13 protein-coding genes are annotated in these 13,911 nt (G+C 73.7%); 6 read left to right on the top strand and 7 right to left on the bottom strand.

Features of this window, described 5'->3' with window-relative positions; genetic code table 11:
* Positions 1 to 204: 204 nt before the first annotated feature.
* Positions 205 to 1,404: a nucleotide disphospho-sugar-binding domain-containing protein gene (locus tag ACFZB3_RS05490; RefSeq protein WP_391370120.1), complete on the bottom strand. Its 1,200-nt coding sequence runs from the start codon at positions 1,402 to 1,404 to the stop codon at positions 205 to 207.
* Positions 1,405 to 1,569: 165 nt separating this feature from the next.
* Positions 1,570 to 2,118, bottom strand: coding sequence for a sigma-70 family RNA polymerase sigma factor (locus tag ACFZB3_RS05485; RefSeq protein WP_391370118.1), 549 nt, complete (start codon positions 2,116 to 2,118; stop codon positions 1,570 to 1,572).
* Between the two features lie 46 nt (positions 2,119 to 2,164).
* Here ACFZB3_RS05485 and ACFZB3_RS05480 point away from each other — a divergent pair, with 46 nt between their 5' ends.
* The 5 genes from ACFZB3_RS05480 to ACFZB3_RS05460 all read left to right on the top strand — a co-directional run bounded on the left by ACFZB3_RS05480 (position 2,165) and on the right by ACFZB3_RS05460 (position 7,716).
* Positions 2,165 to 3,562, top strand: coding sequence for a protein kinase (locus ACFZB3_RS05480; RefSeq protein ID WP_391370115.1), 1,398 nt, complete (start codon positions 2,165 to 2,167; stop codon positions 3,560 to 3,562).
* Positions 3,563 to 3,690: 128 nt separating this feature from the next.
* Positions 3,691 to 4,395 carry a DUF4232 domain-containing protein gene (locus ACFZB3_RS05475; RefSeq protein WP_391370112.1) on the top strand — a complete coding sequence of 235 codons (705 nt, stop codon included), beginning with the start codon at positions 3,691 to 3,693 and terminating at the stop codon, positions 4,393 to 4,395.
* A 192-nt stretch (positions 4,396 to 4,587) separates the two neighbouring features.
* The gene (locus ACFZB3_RS05470; RefSeq protein WP_391370109.1) at positions 4,588 to 5,850 is read left to right on the top strand and encodes a hypothetical protein; all 1,263 of its coding nucleotides are present in this window, start codon (positions 4,588 to 4,590) and stop codon (positions 5,848 to 5,850) included.
* Positions 5,851 to 5,919: 69 nt separating this feature from the next.
* Positions 5,920 to 7,179 (top strand): SLC13 family permease, encoded by a 1,260-nt coding sequence (locus tag ACFZB3_RS05465; RefSeq protein ID WP_391372034.1) that lies wholly within the window; start codon positions 5,920 to 5,922, stop codon positions 7,177 to 7,179.
* A gap of 48 nt (positions 7,180 to 7,227) precedes the next feature.
* The gene (locus ACFZB3_RS05460) at positions 7,228 to 7,716 is read left to right on the top strand and encodes a universal stress protein (protein WP_391372031.1); all 489 of its coding nucleotides are present in this window, start codon (positions 7,228 to 7,230) and stop codon (positions 7,714 to 7,716) included.
* Positions 7,717 to 7,728: 12 nt separating this feature from the next.
* Here the strand turns inward: ACFZB3_RS05460 and ACFZB3_RS05455 are convergent, their stop codons facing one another.
* Both ACFZB3_RS05455 and ACFZB3_RS05450 read right to left on the bottom strand, forming a co-directional pair.
* The gene (locus ACFZB3_RS05455) at positions 7,729 to 9,576 is read right to left on the bottom strand and encodes a ricin-type beta-trefoil lectin domain protein (protein WP_391370106.1); all 1,848 of its coding nucleotides are present in this window, start codon (positions 9,574 to 9,576) and stop codon (positions 7,729 to 7,731) included.
* A gap of 414 nt (positions 9,577 to 9,990) precedes the next feature.
* Positions 9,991 to 10,887, bottom strand: a complete 897-nt coding sequence (locus ACFZB3_RS05450; protein WP_391370103.1) for a helix-turn-helix domain-containing protein — start codon at positions 10,885 to 10,887, stop codon at positions 9,991 to 9,993.
* A gap of 69 nt (positions 10,888 to 10,956) precedes the next feature.
* Between ACFZB3_RS05450 and ACFZB3_RS05445 the strand changes: the two genes are divergently transcribed.
* Positions 10,957 to 11,739: a phytanoyl-CoA dioxygenase family protein gene (locus ACFZB3_RS05445; RefSeq protein WP_391370100.1), complete on the top strand. Its 783-nt coding sequence runs from the start codon at positions 10,957 to 10,959 to the stop codon at positions 11,737 to 11,739.
* 87 nt (positions 11,740 to 11,826) lie between these two features.
* Here the strand turns inward: ACFZB3_RS05445 and ACFZB3_RS05440 are convergent, their stop codons facing one another.
* From ACFZB3_RS05440 to ACFZB3_RS05430, 3 genes are all read right to left on the bottom strand, one after another.
* A complete protein-coding gene (locus ACFZB3_RS05440; RefSeq protein WP_391370098.1) occupies positions 11,827 to 12,795 on the bottom strand; it encodes an aldo/keto reductase in 969 nt (322 codons plus the stop codon).
* 82 nt (positions 12,796 to 12,877) lie between these two features.
* Positions 12,878 to 13,423 carry a flavoprotein gene (locus tag ACFZB3_RS05435; RefSeq protein ID WP_391370095.1) on the bottom strand — a complete coding sequence of 182 codons (546 nt, stop codon included), beginning with the start codon at positions 13,421 to 13,423 and terminating at the stop codon, positions 12,878 to 12,880.
* A 20-nt stretch (positions 13,424 to 13,443) separates the two neighbouring features.
* Positions 13,444 to 13,902 (bottom strand): DUF1348 family protein, encoded by a 459-nt coding sequence (locus ACFZB3_RS05430; RefSeq protein ID WP_391370092.1) that lies wholly within the window; start codon positions 13,900 to 13,902, stop codon positions 13,444 to 13,446.
* Positions 13,903 to 13,911: the final 9 nt, after the last annotated feature.

The following is a 13,911-nucleotide window of genomic DNA, read 5'->3' as shown; positions in this document are numbered from 1 at the left end:
GGCCGCGGGCACGCACGGCAGGACGTCCGAGGGGGGACGCGACGAACATGGGGGGCGGGGACGGCGGCCGCCGTCCGGGGTCGTTGCGGGGTGCGGTTCGTGCGGCACCACGGGGCCGCCGTGGCTGGTCGCGCCCACGCGGCGGATCCGCACCGTCGTGCGGCGGGCCCGCGCAGGGGGCGCCGCGGTGGCCGTGGGCGCGGCTCAGGCGCCGTCGAGGAGCAGCCGCGCGGCCTCGGCGGCTCCGTCGGTGCGCATCGTGCCGGCCACGGCGGCCGCACGGGCCCGGGTGGCGGGGGTGAGGGCGGTCGCGAGCGCGGCCGCGAGCGAGTCGGCGGTCGGGACCGGGCCGTCGTGGGCCGCGCCGATGCCGAGTGCGGCCACCCGGGCGGCCCAGTGCGGCTGGTCCACGAGCTGGGGGACGATCACCTGGGGCACACCGGCCACGGCGGCCGTCGTCGTGGTGCCCGCGCCCCCGTGGTGGACGACGGCGGCGACCCGGCGGAACAGCGCCTGGTGGTTGACCTCGCCGACGGCGAAGCAGTCGGCGCCGTCGCCCGGGGCGAGGTCCGCCCAGCCGCGGCCGATCAGCACGCGCCGTCCCTGGGCGCGTACCGCCTCGACGGCCACCCGGGCGGTGTCCGGCGCGCCGCGCATGGCCATGCTGCCGAAGCCGACGTACACCGGCGGTGGGCCGGCCTCCAGGAACGCCACCAGGTCGGCAGGCAGCGGGCGGGTGTCCGGCAGCAGCCACGCGCCGGTCTGCACGAGGTCGAGGTCCGTCATCTCCTGCCACGGGGCGAACCCCGGCTCGGCCGCCAGCCACGGCCGGCCGGTGAGGACGTGGTCACGGACGTTGTCCACCGGGGGCAGGCCGAGCGCGGCCCGGTGGGTGTTGAGCGCCTCCCCGTACAGGGCGTTCACCCGCTCGGCGTCCACCTTCCACAGCGTCGGCAGGTCGGCGTCGGCCGGGGCCGGGCGGCCGGGCCGGCCCGCGGGCGGGAAGCGCGAGGACGGCAGCCCGGCCGTGTGGAAGCAGGCCAGCACGTAGCGGATGCCCAGCTTCTCGGCCACCGACCGCGCGCCGGCCGGCATCAGACCGCTCGCCACCAGCACGTCGCATCCCGCGGCCGCCGGGCCGACCGTGTCGAAGTGCGCGGCGACCAGCTCGGGCGCGAGCTTGAACGGGTCCTCCGGCGCCGGGTTCGGCCGGGTCACCAGCGCGCGCACGGACGGCCCGAACGGCACGTGCGGCACGCCCGCACGGGCCAGCAGCTCCGCGAACTCCTCGTCCGGCGGGGCGCACACCCGCGCCTCGGCACCGAGCTCCCGCAGCGCCGCCGCGAGTCCCGCCAGCGGTTCCACGTCACCGCGAGACCCATATCCCATCAACAGCACACGCATGTCGCGTATCCCCCAAATACCGCAGTTCCTGGCTTCGGCCTGCGATTCTGCGGGACGAGGGGGGCCTTGCCGCAAGCCCCCCGGTGCGCTATACGTTAAGAAGGGCAAGGAGAAGAACTCCTCGCCCTGTCTTCCGGGGCCGCCGATGTGCGGCCCTTTCTGCTGTCACGGCGCGCTCAGCCAGGGCCGGACCTGCTTGCGGGCCTCGTGCAGCCGGGACTTCAGGGTGCCCAGCGGGATCCCCACCCGCTCGGCGACCTCGGCGTAGTCCAGCTGGCAGATGTCCCGGTAGACCAGCGGCGCGACCAGCTGCGGGTGCTCCCGCTCCAGCCGGTCCAGCGCCTCAAGGAGATCGATGCGGGACCCGGCGATCACGCTCGTCGTGCGCGGGTCGACGTGCTCGGCCGGTTCGATGGTCGCCGGCTGCTCCGCGGCCCGCCGCTTCAGGTCCCGGTACTTCTGCCGGGAGCAGTTGGCGACGACCGTGTACAGCCAGGTACTGAAGCGGCTGCGGCCCTCGAACGTGGAGATCTTCCGGGAGATCTGGAGCAGCACGTCCTGGGCCGCCTCCTCGGCGTCCTCCCGGCACGGCAGGAACCGTCCGCAGCGCCGTACGACGTCGGGCCAGACCTCGGACAGCAGCTGGTTCAGGGCCACCTGGTCGCCGCCGGCGGCCCGCCGGGCGAGGTCTTCGGTCAGCGCGGCGTCCGGCACGGGAGGTCCCCCTCGAAGTCGATCTCAGGACAGGCATGATAGTCGTATGCAACCCCTGGAGCGGATCGGCCGCTATCGCCTCGAACAGCGCCTGGGCACCGGTGCCTTCGGGACGGTCTGGCTCGCTTACGACGACCAGCTGGACGCCCCGGTCGCGGTGAAGGTGCTCGCCGACAACTGGTCCCACCGCCTCGACATCCACGACCGCTTCCTGTCCGAGGCCCGGCTGCTGCGGCGGGCCGACTCCAAGCGCGTGGTGCAGGTCTACGACATCGGCGAACTCCCCGACGGGCGGCCGTACTTCGTGATGGAGTACGCCGACGCGGGCACCCTGGCCGACCTGCTCGGCGGCGGCCCGCTCCCGGTTCCCGACGCGCTGCGGCTGACCGCGCTGGCGGCGCGCGGCGCGGCGGACCTGCACGGGGCGGGGATCGTGCACCGGGACATCAAGCCGACCAACGTGCTGCTGCGCACCGCGCAGGACGGCACCCGGCGGGTGCTCCTCGCCGACCTGGGGCTGGCCAAGAGCCTGGCCCAGGCGTCGGGGCTGACCCTGGCGGCCGGTTCGGCGGGGTACCAGCCGCCGGAGCAGGCCCGGCCCGGCGAGGGCATCGACGCCCGCGCCGACGTCTACGCGCTGGGCGCGGTGGGCTACGAGCTGGTCACCGGCACGGTGCCCGGGGCGCCCGGGCAGGTCGTGCGGCCGGAGCGGCTGCGGCCGGGCCTCGGGGACGACGTGCAGCGGGCGCTGATGCGCGCCCTGGAGCCGGACCGGCAGCGGCGCTGGCCGTCGGCGCAGGCCTTCGCGGACGAGCTGGACCGGCTGGCGGCGGCCGCGGCGGCCCGCCGGCCCCGGCGTCTGGACGGTGTCCGCAGGCGGCTCAACGCGGTCACGCTGACCGTCGCCGCGGTCCTCGCGGCCGGGGGCACGGCTCTCGCGGTCACGATGGTCGACCGGAACGGGTCGTCCGGGGACGAGACGCGGGTCGCCGACTCCACCGGGCGGGTGGTGGCCGAGGTGCCCTCCGGGTGGGCGGGCGAGCTGCGGAACTCCGGCTGGAACCCGCAGGCCCTGGGGCTGGCCTCCGGGCACGAGCCGGGTCTGGAGGTCGCCGACGACGTCTCCGAGTGGCAGGACCTGACGACCGCGGTGAACGGCGTGTTCATCGGCGTGAGCGAGAAGGGTGACGTCGCCGCCAAGGTGAACGCCCTCTCCCACTCCGGCTGCCACTACGACGGCAGCCGTGCCTTCACCGGCACCGACTGGAAGGGCCGCGTCCGCAGCTGGAGCGGCTGTTCCGGCGCGGGCGGCTCGATCCAGGAGGCGGCGCTGCGCCCGGCCGGCGGGGAGAGCGGGCCCCAGGTGTACGTGCAGGTGCGGCAGAAGGGCGCCGTCGACGAGAGCACCACGGACGGCATCCTCCGGTCCCTTCGGGTCACCTGACCCGGGGAATTCCGGCGTGCCCCCGAACTTTTCCGCCGTTTCTCGCATCGGATGGGAGTGACGGCGCACGGAGCGCCTCCGGCACGCCTCGCAGGCGTGCCACGACACATCCAGGAGTGGTGAGACACATGGCGCACACGTACCGGTCCGTGCGGCGCGGGGCGGCCCTGCTGGCGAGCACGGTCGCCGCCCTGGGCCTGCTGACCGCTTGCGGCAACGGCGGTCAGGGCAAGTCCCCGGAGTCGGTGTCGGGCACGGCGGCGCCCGCGACCGGCAACGCGTCGAGCACGGACAGCTCGGGCACCTCAGCCGTCCCGTCCGGCACCGGGTCCTCGTCCGGGTCGCAGACCGGCAACTCGGCGACCGGCGGCGGTTCGCCGACCGGCGGCACGACGACGAGCAGCGCCGCCGGGACCCGCTGCCACACCTCGGAGCTGACCGCCTCGGTGGGCGGCAACAACCCGGGGGCCGGCCAGGAGAACTTCCCGATCGTGCTGACCAACAAGTCGGGCCGCACCTGCACCGTGCGCGGCTACCCGGGCGCCGCGTTCGTGGACGCCGCCGGCACCCAGCTCGGCCCCGACCCGCAGCGCGAGTCCGGCAGCACCGCCGCGACGGTCACGCTCAAGCCGGGCCAGAGCGCCTGGGCCGGGCTGACCTTCTCCAGTCCGGAGATCAGCGGCGCGAAGACGGCGACGCCGGCCGCCCTGCTGGTCACCCCGCCGGACGAGAAGGACTCGCTGAAGGTCACCTGGAAGAACGGCGCCGTCCCGGTCTCCGGGAACGCCTCCTCGGTACGCCTGAACGTGTTCAGCGCCGGTACCGGCGCCTGATCACCTCCTGACCCGGACCCCGCTGCCCACTCCCCCGGGCAGCGGGGTTCGTCATGTCCGGGCCACGACTGTCACAGGAGTGCAACACGCACGGCCGGCTCCGATCTTTTCCGCCGGACCGCCCATCGAACCCGTCGACCACACAGCAACGGGGCTCCGCGAGGGGCCGGGACGACGGAATCGGGGACGGACATGAGCGGCATCTCTCGCAGGCGGGTGCTGACGGCGGGCGCGACGGCGGGGGCCCTCGGCGCCCTCGGCGCGGTCTCGGGGTGCTCGAACGGCAACTGGACGCTGGGCGGCAGCAGTTCGGGCGACGGCGTCAAGGACGGCGGCGGCAACGGCGCGCCCGCCAAGCCGCTGAAGCTCATCGGCGACGGCTCCACCGCCGACACCGGCGCCCAGCCGCACCAGCCGAAGGCGGCCCGGATGGCGCCCGGCAGCAAGCCGCCGCAGTTCGTGGTGTTCTCCTGGGACGGGGCGGGCGAGCTCAGCAACAAGCTGTTCTCCCGCTTCCGCAAGGTGGCCGCGGACCACGGCGCGAAGATGACCTTCTTCCTCTCCGGCATCTACACCCTGCCCGAGTCCAAGAAGGACCTCTACCGCCCCCCGCAGCACCAGGTCGGCGCCTCCGCGATCGGCTACCTCTCCGACCGGCACATCCACAACACGCTCCAGCAGGTGCGCGCCGCCTGGCTGGAGGGCCACGAGATCGGCACCCACTTCAACGGGCACTTCTGCGGCAGCGACGGTGTGCGCAACTGGTCCCCCGCCGAGTGGCGCAGCGAGATCGACCAGGCGATGGACTTCGTCACCAAGTGGAAGACGAACACCGGCTTCACCGACCTGGAGCCGCTGCCCTTCGACTACCGCAAGGAGCTGATCGGCGGCCGCACCCCGTGCCTGGAGGGCCAGGCCAACCTGCTGCCCACCGCGGCCGCGCTCGGCTGGAAGTACGACGCCTCCTCCCCCGGCGGCCTGCAGATCTGGCCGGGCAAGGTGCAGGGCAACCGCATCTGGGACTTCCCCCTGCAGTCCATACCGTTCCCCGGGCACTCCTTCCAGGTCCTGTCGATGGACTACAACATGATGTACAACCAGTCCGCCGGCAATCCGCTGGGCGACAAGACCCAGTACGACGCCTGGCGCACCCAGGCCCGGGACAGCTACGTGGCGGGCTTCGAGCGGGCGTACACCACCAACCGGGCGCCGTTCTTCATCGGCAACCACTTCGAGCGCTGGAACGGCGGCATCTACATGGACGCCGTCGAGGAGGCGATCGGCAAGATGGCCGAGTACGACGACGTGCGCTTCGTGTCCTTCAAGCAGCTGGTGGCGTGGCTGGAGGCGCAGGACCCGGCGGTGCTGCGGACGCTGCGCACGCTCAACCCGGGGCAGGAGCCGACCGGCGGATGGGGAGAGTTCCTGGGCGCGGCGGGTACCCGGTCCTCGTAACCGGGCCCGTCCGCCTCCGTCTGCTTTCATGGGCGGGCCGTACTTGATCACGCCTCCGAGGGACACACCCTGAACACCCCGCTCGCCGAGACCCTGTCCGTCCTCCTGCTCGCCGCCGTCCTGGCCTGGGCCGTGGTCCGGCCGCGCGGCTGGCCGGAGGCGGTGCTCGCCGTACCGGCGGCGGGGATCGTCGTCGCCACCGGGGCGATCTCCCTCGACCACGCGCGGGCGGAGGCCGAGCAGCTGGGGCCGGTCGTCGGTTTCCTCGCCGCCGTCCTGGTGCTGGCCCACTTCTGCGACGTGGAGGGCCTGTTCCAGGCCTGCGGGGCGTGGATGGCCCGGTGGTCGGGCGGGCGGCCGGTGCGGCTGCTGACCGCGGTGTTCGCGCTGGCGTCGGTGATCACGGCCGTGCTCAGCCTCGACGCCACGGTGGTGCTGCTGACGCCGGTGGTGTTCGCGACGGCCGCCCGGTCCGGGGTACGGGCGAAACCGCATGTCTACGCCTGCACGCACCTGTCGAACACCGCCTCGCTGCTGCTGCCGGTGTCGAATCTGACGAACCTGCTGGCGTTCGCGGCGAGCGGGCTGAGCTTCACCCGGTTCGCGGCGCTGATGGTGCTGCCCTGGCTGGTGGCGATCGGCGCCGAGTACCTGGTGTTCCGGCGGTTCTTCGCCCGTGACCTGTCCTCGGCGGCCCCGGGCTCCGCGGATCCCGGCGAGCCGCCCCGGCTGCCGCTGTTCGCGCTGGTGACGGTGGGCTGCACGCTCGCCGGGTTCGTGCTCACCTCGGCGGTCGGCATCGACCCGGCGTGGGCCGCGTGCGCGGGCGCCCTGGTCCTGGCCGGGCGGGCGCTGCTGCGGCGGCAGGCGACCCCGCTGACGGTGGTGAAGGCGGCCGCGCCCGCGTTCCTGGCGTTCGTGCTGGCGCTCGGGATCGTGGTGCGGGCGGTCGTCGACAACGGGCTCGCGGACGCCCTCGGCCAGGTGCTGCCGGGCGGGACCGGGCTGCCGGCACTGCTCGGCATCGCCGCGCTCGCCGCCGTCCTGGCGAACATCGTGAACAACCTGCCGGCGGTGCTGGTGCTGCTGCCGCTCGCGGCACCGGCCGGGCCGGGCGCGGTGCTGGCGGTGCTGCTCGGGGTGAACATCGGACCGAACCTCACCTACGCCGGGTCGCTCGCGACGCTGTTGTGGCGCAGGATCGTGCACCAGCACGACCACGGGGTGGACCTCGGGGAGTTCACCCGGCTGGGGCTGCTCGCGGTGCCGGCCGCGCTGTGCGGGGCGGTGGTGGCGCTGTGGGGGGCGCTGCAGGTGGTCGGGGTCTAGTCGGGCATCCGGCCGGGATCTGGACAGGAGGCCCAGGAGGCCATGGAGATGCGGGTGATCGTCTGGCTGGTCGAGGGGACCTGGCCGGCCTGTGTGGACGCGGCGCGCGGTCATGCGCCGGAGGCGTCCGAGGTGGTGCTGCTGCACGTGGCCGAGCCGGGGGTGGCCGGGCTCGCGCACGGCGCCTTCGCGGGGCTGCTGGGCCGGGCCGGCTCGGAACCGGACCCGGAGTCGCGGCTGGTCGAGCTGGGCGGGACGTCGGCGGCGGAGCTGCTGGCCGCGGCCGCGGACCGGCTGGGGCGGCCGTGCACCAGGCTGGAGCGGGTCGGCCGGGTCGAGCGGGAGGTGGTGGCGGCCGCCGCCGACGCCGGTCTGCTGGTCCTGGCCCGGGACGGCGACCGGTCCCGGCCAGGGCCGCACAGCCTGGGCAGGGCGGCGCGGTTCGTCGTCGACCACGCGCCCTGCCCGGTGCTGCTGGTGTGGCCGGAGGGTGCGCCGGAGCTGACGACGATGCCGCCCCCGCCGCCGCACCCCTGAGCCCGTGCGGGCTCAGTGCCCGTGGTGGCCCCCGCCGCCGTAGCCACCGCCGTAACCGCCGCCGTAGCCACCGCCGCCGTACTGGCCGTCCCCGGAGCCGTAGCAGTAGCCGGGGTACTCGACGCACGGGTCGTAGCCGGGGGTGCTCGACGGCGTCGGCTGCGCGGTCGTCCGGGACGCCGACGGGGTCGGCGTCGGCGTGGCGGGCCTGGCCGCCTTGGTGGTCGGGGTGGCGGACGCGGTCGGGGTCGGCGTCGGGGTGGTGTCGGCGTCCCAGTTGACGATCTGCATCTGCAGGTCGGGCTGGGAGGTGTCCATCACCCAGCGCTGGGCGCCGGCGTTGGTCCGGTTCTTGACCACCAGCGCGCCACCGCCGTCGGTGGCGGCCGGGGCGAGGGCCAGGTCCTGGTCCCAGCGGGGCACCAGCGCGCCCTGGAGGGTGAAGTCGTAGTGGACGCTCTTGGCCTTGGTCCCGGCGGTCGCCGCGCACGGGGAGAGCTGGACCGAGTAGCCGAGGTGCGAGTCGAGGCACAGGTCGGGGGCGGCGGCGTTGCGCAGCAGTCCGTCGCCCTCGTACGTCCACTGCTGGCTGGCGGTGGAGGAGCACTCGGCGAGTTCGGTCTCGGCGCCCTTGACGGCCTTCTTCCCCACCACGCCGATGCACAGGCCGGAGGCGATGTTGTGCAGGCGGCCGCGCAGGGTGCCCTGGGTGGTCCGGCTGGTGCCGATCCAGGACGGGCCCGAGCTGGCGGAGCCGGCCGGGGTGGCGGACGGCTTGGCGGTGGCCGAGGTGCTGTCGTCGCCGGAGCCGAGCACCGACCACAGCACCAGCGGCAGCACGACCAGGCCGCTCACCGTGCCCACGGCCACGGCGAGGTTGCGGCGGCGGACCCGGCGGGCCTCGCGCTGCTTGGCACGGCGGGAGGCGGCCGGGTGCACGATCAGGTCCTTGCCGGGGGCGGCGGGCGGCACGAACGCCTCGCCGCCCGTGAACCCGCCGACGGGCGTGGTCCCGGGCCCGACGGGCTCCTCGGCCGGGCGGGCCCGGTGCTCCATGTAGGCGCGGGCGCCCCAGCCGAGCACGGCCTCGGCGAGGGCGGTACCGAGGCCGCCGTTGAACTGGTGGAGCTGGTCGGCGGTGTACCGGCAGTGCTTGCAGCCGTTCAGGTGCTGCTGGAGGTCCCGGTCGACGTCGATCCCGCCGCGCCGGAAGGTCACGTCGATCATCCGGACGTAGCGCTGGCACTCGTCCTCGTGGGCGAGTTCGCGGTGCACCTGGAGGCATTCCTCGCGCATCCGCTCGCGGGCCCGGCGCAGCTCGACGTGCGCGTCCTGCTCGTCCAGGCCGAGCAGTGCGGCGGGCGCCGCCAGGGGCTCCGACTCGACCTCGGTGTGCCACAGCACGGTCCGCGAGGACGGGGTGAGGCGCTGGAAGGCGCGGGAGAGCAGCCGCCGGTTCGCGGGCGGGAGCAGCCGGGAGGCGGCCCGCTCGCCCTTGCCGACGCGCAGTTCGGGGTGGAGCAGTTCGCCGCGGCCGTCGTTGTCCCATTCGGCGGCGATACGGCGGACGGTGACCAGGAGCTGGGGGCGCCAGGCAGCGGTCGGCCCGGCCTGGCGGAGGGATTCACCGAAAAGTCTGGTGAATGCGGCGGTGGTGAGCATTCCCGCGCCGCGCGTCCCGTCGGTGCACAGACGGGCGTAGGCGAAGGCCGCTTCCCAGTGCCGGTCGAGAAGTTCACCGACGGGGTGCAGGGCGGGTGCCGTACCCGTCCACTGCTTGAGCTCGGCGCTGAGCTGCTCGTCGGTGACGTCGAACGGCCGGGCGGGGGTAGGGGAATTCCCCAGGCCTGCGTCATTCACGGCTGCATTCCTTCCAGACGCAACGCGGGATCCGGTCCATACCGACTGGTATGCGACCGGTATGCGGCCCGGCCGACACCAAGGCCGGATGGGCTTGCAAGGGGGGTTCGGCTCGCGGGGGCGGCCTCGTGCACGCGGCGGTCGAAAACAATTGCCCGCATGCCGACACGGCACACCTTTGCACAGGCCAGCAGGGCAGAACAAGGGATTCCAGGGTTTTGCGCATTGCCCGTAGGCCGCGGTAATTTGACGATTCGTCAATGACGGAGCCCGCGCTTTGTCGCCGTATCGACATCGCAATTGCCGCGGGGAATCGGGGCCGACCGCCCCGGTATCGTCACCAACCATTGAACCACGGCCCGACCTGCACAACCCGCCGGGCCGCCGGCGCCCGTGAACCAATGGCCGGGTACATTACGGCCGTTCACCGGAGCGGTAGGCGCCGGGCGGAACACCGTACCTTTCTCGGAAAACCCGGTTGAAGTGGAGCGGGCTGGGAAATCCGGACGCGGCGGCGACCCGCTCGACGGTCAGGTCGGTGCTCTCCAGCAGCCGGGCCGCGTGCCGCAGCCGCGCCTCGCGCAGTGCGCGCATCGGCGGCACGCCGGTCTGACCGGTGAAAAGGTGGGCGAACCGGGACGGCGACAGCGCGACACGCCCGGCGAGCGAGCGGACCGTGTGCGGGGCGCCCGGGTCGGCGGCGATCAGGTTCTCGGCGCGGCGCACCCGCGCGTCCCCGGCGTCCCGGCCGGGCGCCGCGGGGTGCGCGCCGGCGGTCGCGAGCAGGACGGCCTCCTCCAGCGCGCACAGGGCGAGTTCGCGTGCGGCGGTGCCGTGCGCGACGGCGACGGGGGCGTCGCCCGGTGCCGGGGCCGGCGGCGCGCCGGTACCGGTCCAGCGGGAGTCGGCGAGCACGCGGTGGAACACCGCCTCGATGCGGGCGTGGGTGCCGTCCGGGGCGGCGACGGCGTACACGCCGTCGCCGAGGGCGCCGGGACCCAGCCACGGCATCCAGTGGGGGCGGACCTGGCAGTGGGCCCACCAGAACCGCCAGCGTCGGGCCCCGGGCCCGACGCCGTAGCCGTGCGGGACACCGGGGGCGAGGACGACGAGGTCGCCGGGGCGGGCCGGGGTCTCCACCGCCCCCTGCCGGAGCAGGCCCCGGCCGTCCGTGGTCCAGGTGAGCAGCCAGCTGCCGGATCCTTCCGGACGGTTGACCCGGTAGCCGGGGCCTTCGTCGTAGCGGCCGGTGACGACCATGCCCGGCGGCGGGGCCGGGTCGGCAGTGCCGGGCAACTCCGCAGCGCTCATGGGCATCCTCTCCGGGAGTGCGTCGGCCTAGCGTGACAGGTCCAGGGCACCGGACCGAGGAGGGCGGGCATGACAGCCACGGGCATCGACGCGACCATCCGGCGGCAGTTCGAGGCGGACGGGTTCACCGTCGTGAGGAGGTTGTTCGGGTACGACGAGATCGACGGGCTGTGCGCGGAGTTCGCGGCCCTGCACACGGCGGGGCGGGTCGTGCCGGGGCACTTCGAACCGAGGCCGACGGCGGATCCGCTGCACCGGTATCCGCGGGTGATGCAGCCCCACGAGATCAGCCCGCTCGCACGCCGGTTCCTGCTGGACGCGCGGCTCCGGGTGGTCCTGGAGGCGCTGTTCGGGGAGGAGGTGCTGGCCGCGCAGAGCATGTTCTACTTCAAGCCGCCGGGGGCCCGGGGGCAGGCGCTGCATCAGGACAACTTCTATCTGCGGGTGGAGCCGGGGACGTGCGTCGCCGCGTGGGTCGCCTGTGAGGCGATCGACCGGGAGAACGGCGGCCTCGAAGTGGTGCCGGGGACGCACCGGATGGACCTGTTCTGCCCGGAGGAGTCGGATGCGGGGCTGTCGTTCGCGCGGGAGTACGTGGCACCGCCGGAGGGGCTCGCGGCGGTGCCGGTCGATATGGGGCCGGGGGATGTGCTGTTCTTCAACGGAAGTCTGGTGCACGGGTCCCAGCCCAATCGCTCCGCCGGGCGGTTCCGGCGGTCGTTCATCGGCCACTACGTGGGGAGGTCGGCGGAGCGGATCGGGGGGTACTACCGGACGTTGTCCATGGGTGGGGAACCGGTTCCCCTGCTGGAGAGCGAAGGGGGTGGTCCGTGCGGGACGGAGCGGTTGTGATTCAGGGGCGGCCGGGTCGGGATTGATCGCACAGTTCCTCCCCCAGCCTTCGGCCGGGGGTACCCCCAGCGCCCCTGAAGGGGCTTCTCAGTGGCCGGAGACGGGATGGGGGCCGTAGGGCTCCTGGAGTTCTTCCAGTTCCTTGTCGCTGAGCTCCAGTTCCACCGCGGCCACCGCGTCCTCGATGTGGTTCGGCTTCGACGCGCCGATGATCGGGGCCGTCACCGTGTCCTGGTGGAGGAGCCAGGACAGGGCCACCTGGGCGCGCGGGACGCCGCGGTCGCCGGCGATGCGGGTGACCGCCTCCACGATCGTGCGGTCGCCTTCCTGGTAGAGGCGGTTGCCGAAGTTGTCCGTGGAGCTGCGCTCGGTGACCGCGCCCCAGTCGCGGGTGAGGCGGCCGCGGGCCAGCGGGCTCCACGGCAGCACGCCCACGCCCTGGTCGGCGCAGAGCGGCAGCATCTCGCGCTCCTCCTCGCGGTAGAGGAGGTTGTAGTGGTTCTGCATGGAGACGAACTTGGTCCAGCCGTTCCGCTCGGCCGTGTACTGGGCCTTGGAGAACTCCCAGGCGTACATCGAACTCGCGCCGATGTAGCGGGCCTTGCCCGCCTTGACGACGTCGTGCAGCGCCTCCATCGTCTCCTCGACCGGCGTGGCGTGATCGTAGCGGTGGATCTGGTAGAGGTCGACGTAGTCGGTGCCGAGACGGCCGAGGCTGTGGTCGATCTCGGTGAGGATCGCCTTGCGGGACAGTCCGCCGCCGTTGGGGCCGGGGCGCATGCGGCCGTGCACCTTGGTGGCGAGGACGATCTCGTCGCGGCGGGCGAAGTCGCGCAGCGCCTTGCCGACGATCTCCTCGCTGGTGCCGTCGGAGTAGACGTTGGCGGTGTCGAAGAAGTTGATGCCGGCCTCCAGCGCCTGCCGGATCAGCGGGCGGGACGCCTCCTCGTCGAGGGTCCACTCGTGGGTGCCGCGGTCGGGCAGGCCGTAGGTCATGCAGCCGAGGCAGATCCGGGACACGTCCAGACCGGTGCGGCCGAGCTTCACGTACTCCATCGTTGTCTCCCGCCGTCGAGATCACGTCGTACACAGGCGAGCGTACGTCGGCCGGTCGTCCGGTCTCCTGCGGTGGCGGTGGTTATCGGACGCCGTCGGGCAGCTCCAGCAGGTCCAGCGCGCGTTCCCAGGTGAACTCGGGGCGCGGGCCGTCCGCTTCGGTCTCGCCGGCGTACGGGTCGCCGAAGCGGACGCCGAGCGCGCGCAGCCGGGTCAGGCTCTCCTGGTAGGCGGGGTGGGCGGCCAGCGCGCCGGCGACGCAGGGCAGGACGGCGATCGGGACGCCGAGCCCGAGGGCCTCGCAGAGGGTTCCGACCGCGAGGGTGTCGGCGAGCCCGGCGGCCCACTTGTTGACGGTGTTGAAGGTGGCGGGGGCGACGACGACGGCGTCCGGCGCCGGGAAGGGGCGCGGGTCGGAGGGGCGCCGCCAGGCCGACCGGATCGGGCGGCCGGTGCGCCCCTCGGCCTCGGCGGTGTCGAAGAACCCGTTCATGGCGACGGGCGTGGCGATGACCCCGACCTCCCAGCCGCGCTCCTGGGCCGCGGCGATGAGCCTGCCGACGCCCGCGGCGACGCCGGCGGCGCAGACGACCAGGTAGAGGAAGGGCTTGCGGGGCTCGTCGGTCATCCGGGAACCCTATGCGGGCGCTACCGGAGCGGGAAGGACAGGCCCCGCTCGGACTCCGGGCGCGGACCGTGGATCCGGCGCTCGTGCTCCTCGATCGGCACGTCGTTGATGCTGGCCTCGCGCCGGGTCATGAGTCCGTGCCCGTCGAACTCCCACAGCTCGTTGCCGTACGACCGCCACCACCGGCCGTCCGCGTCGTGGCACTCGTACTGGAAGCGGACGGCGATGCGGTCGCCGTCGAAGGACCACAGGTCCTTGCGGAGCGCGTAGTCGAGTTCCCGGGCCCACTTGGCGGTGAGGAACTCGACGATCGCGGCGCGGCCGGTGACGAAGGTGCCGCGGTTGCGCCACACCGAGTCCTCGGAGTAGGCGAGCGCCACCCGTTCGGGATCGCGGGTGTTCCAGGCGTCCTCGGCGGCCTGGACCTTCTGGACGGCGGTCTCCCGGGTGAAGGGCGGCAGGGGCGGGCGGTCGGCCATGGTCTCCTC

The organism is Streptomyces sp. NPDC008092, assembly GCF_042957285.1.
Taxonomy (GTDB): Bacteria; Actinomycetota; Actinomycetes; order Streptomycetales; family Streptomycetaceae; genus Streptomyces.
The sequence above is the reverse complement of the archived record's forward strand: the minus strand, read 5'-3'. Positions and strand labels throughout refer to the sequence as shown.

Bases quoted from the DNA above. Each gene is read 5' to 3' on its own strand.
- ACFZB3_RS05450 (WP_391370103.1), bottom strand. From the start codon at position 10,887: ATGAGCGCTGCGGAGTTGCCCGGCACTGCCGACCCGGCCCCGCCGCCG.
- ACFZB3_RS05460 (WP_391372031.1), top strand. From the start codon at position 7,228: ATGCGGGTGATCGTCTGGCTGGTCGAGGGGACCTGGCCGGCCTGTGTG.
- ACFZB3_RS05490 (WP_391370120.1), bottom strand. From the start codon at position 1,404: ATGCGTGTGCTGTTGATGGGATATGGGTCTCGCGGTGACGTGGAACCG.
- ACFZB3_RS05445 (WP_391370100.1), top strand. From the start codon at position 10,957: ATGACAGCCACGGGCATCGACGCGACCATCCGGCGGCAGTTCGAGGCG.
- ACFZB3_RS05470 (WP_391370109.1), top strand. From the start codon at position 4,588: ATGAGCGGCATCTCTCGCAGGCGGGTGCTGACGGCGGGCGCGACGGCG.
- ACFZB3_RS05480 (WP_391370115.1), top strand. From the start codon at position 2,165: ATGCAACCCCTGGAGCGGATCGGCCGCTATCGCCTCGAACAGCGCCTG.
- ACFZB3_RS05440 (WP_391370098.1), bottom strand. From the start codon at position 12,795: ATGGAGTACGTGAAGCTCGGCCGCACCGGTCTGGACGTGTCCCGGATC.
- ACFZB3_RS05475 (WP_391370112.1), top strand. From the start codon at position 3,691: ATGGCGCACACGTACCGGTCCGTGCGGCGCGGGGCGGCCCTGCTGGCG.
- ACFZB3_RS05430 (WP_391370092.1), bottom strand. From the start codon at position 13,902: ATGGCCGACCGCCCGCCCCTGCCGCCCTTCACCCGGGAGACCGCCGTC.
- ACFZB3_RS05435 (WP_391370095.1), bottom strand. From the start codon at position 13,423: ATGACCGACGAGCCCCGCAAGCCCTTCCTCTACCTGGTCGTCTGCGCC.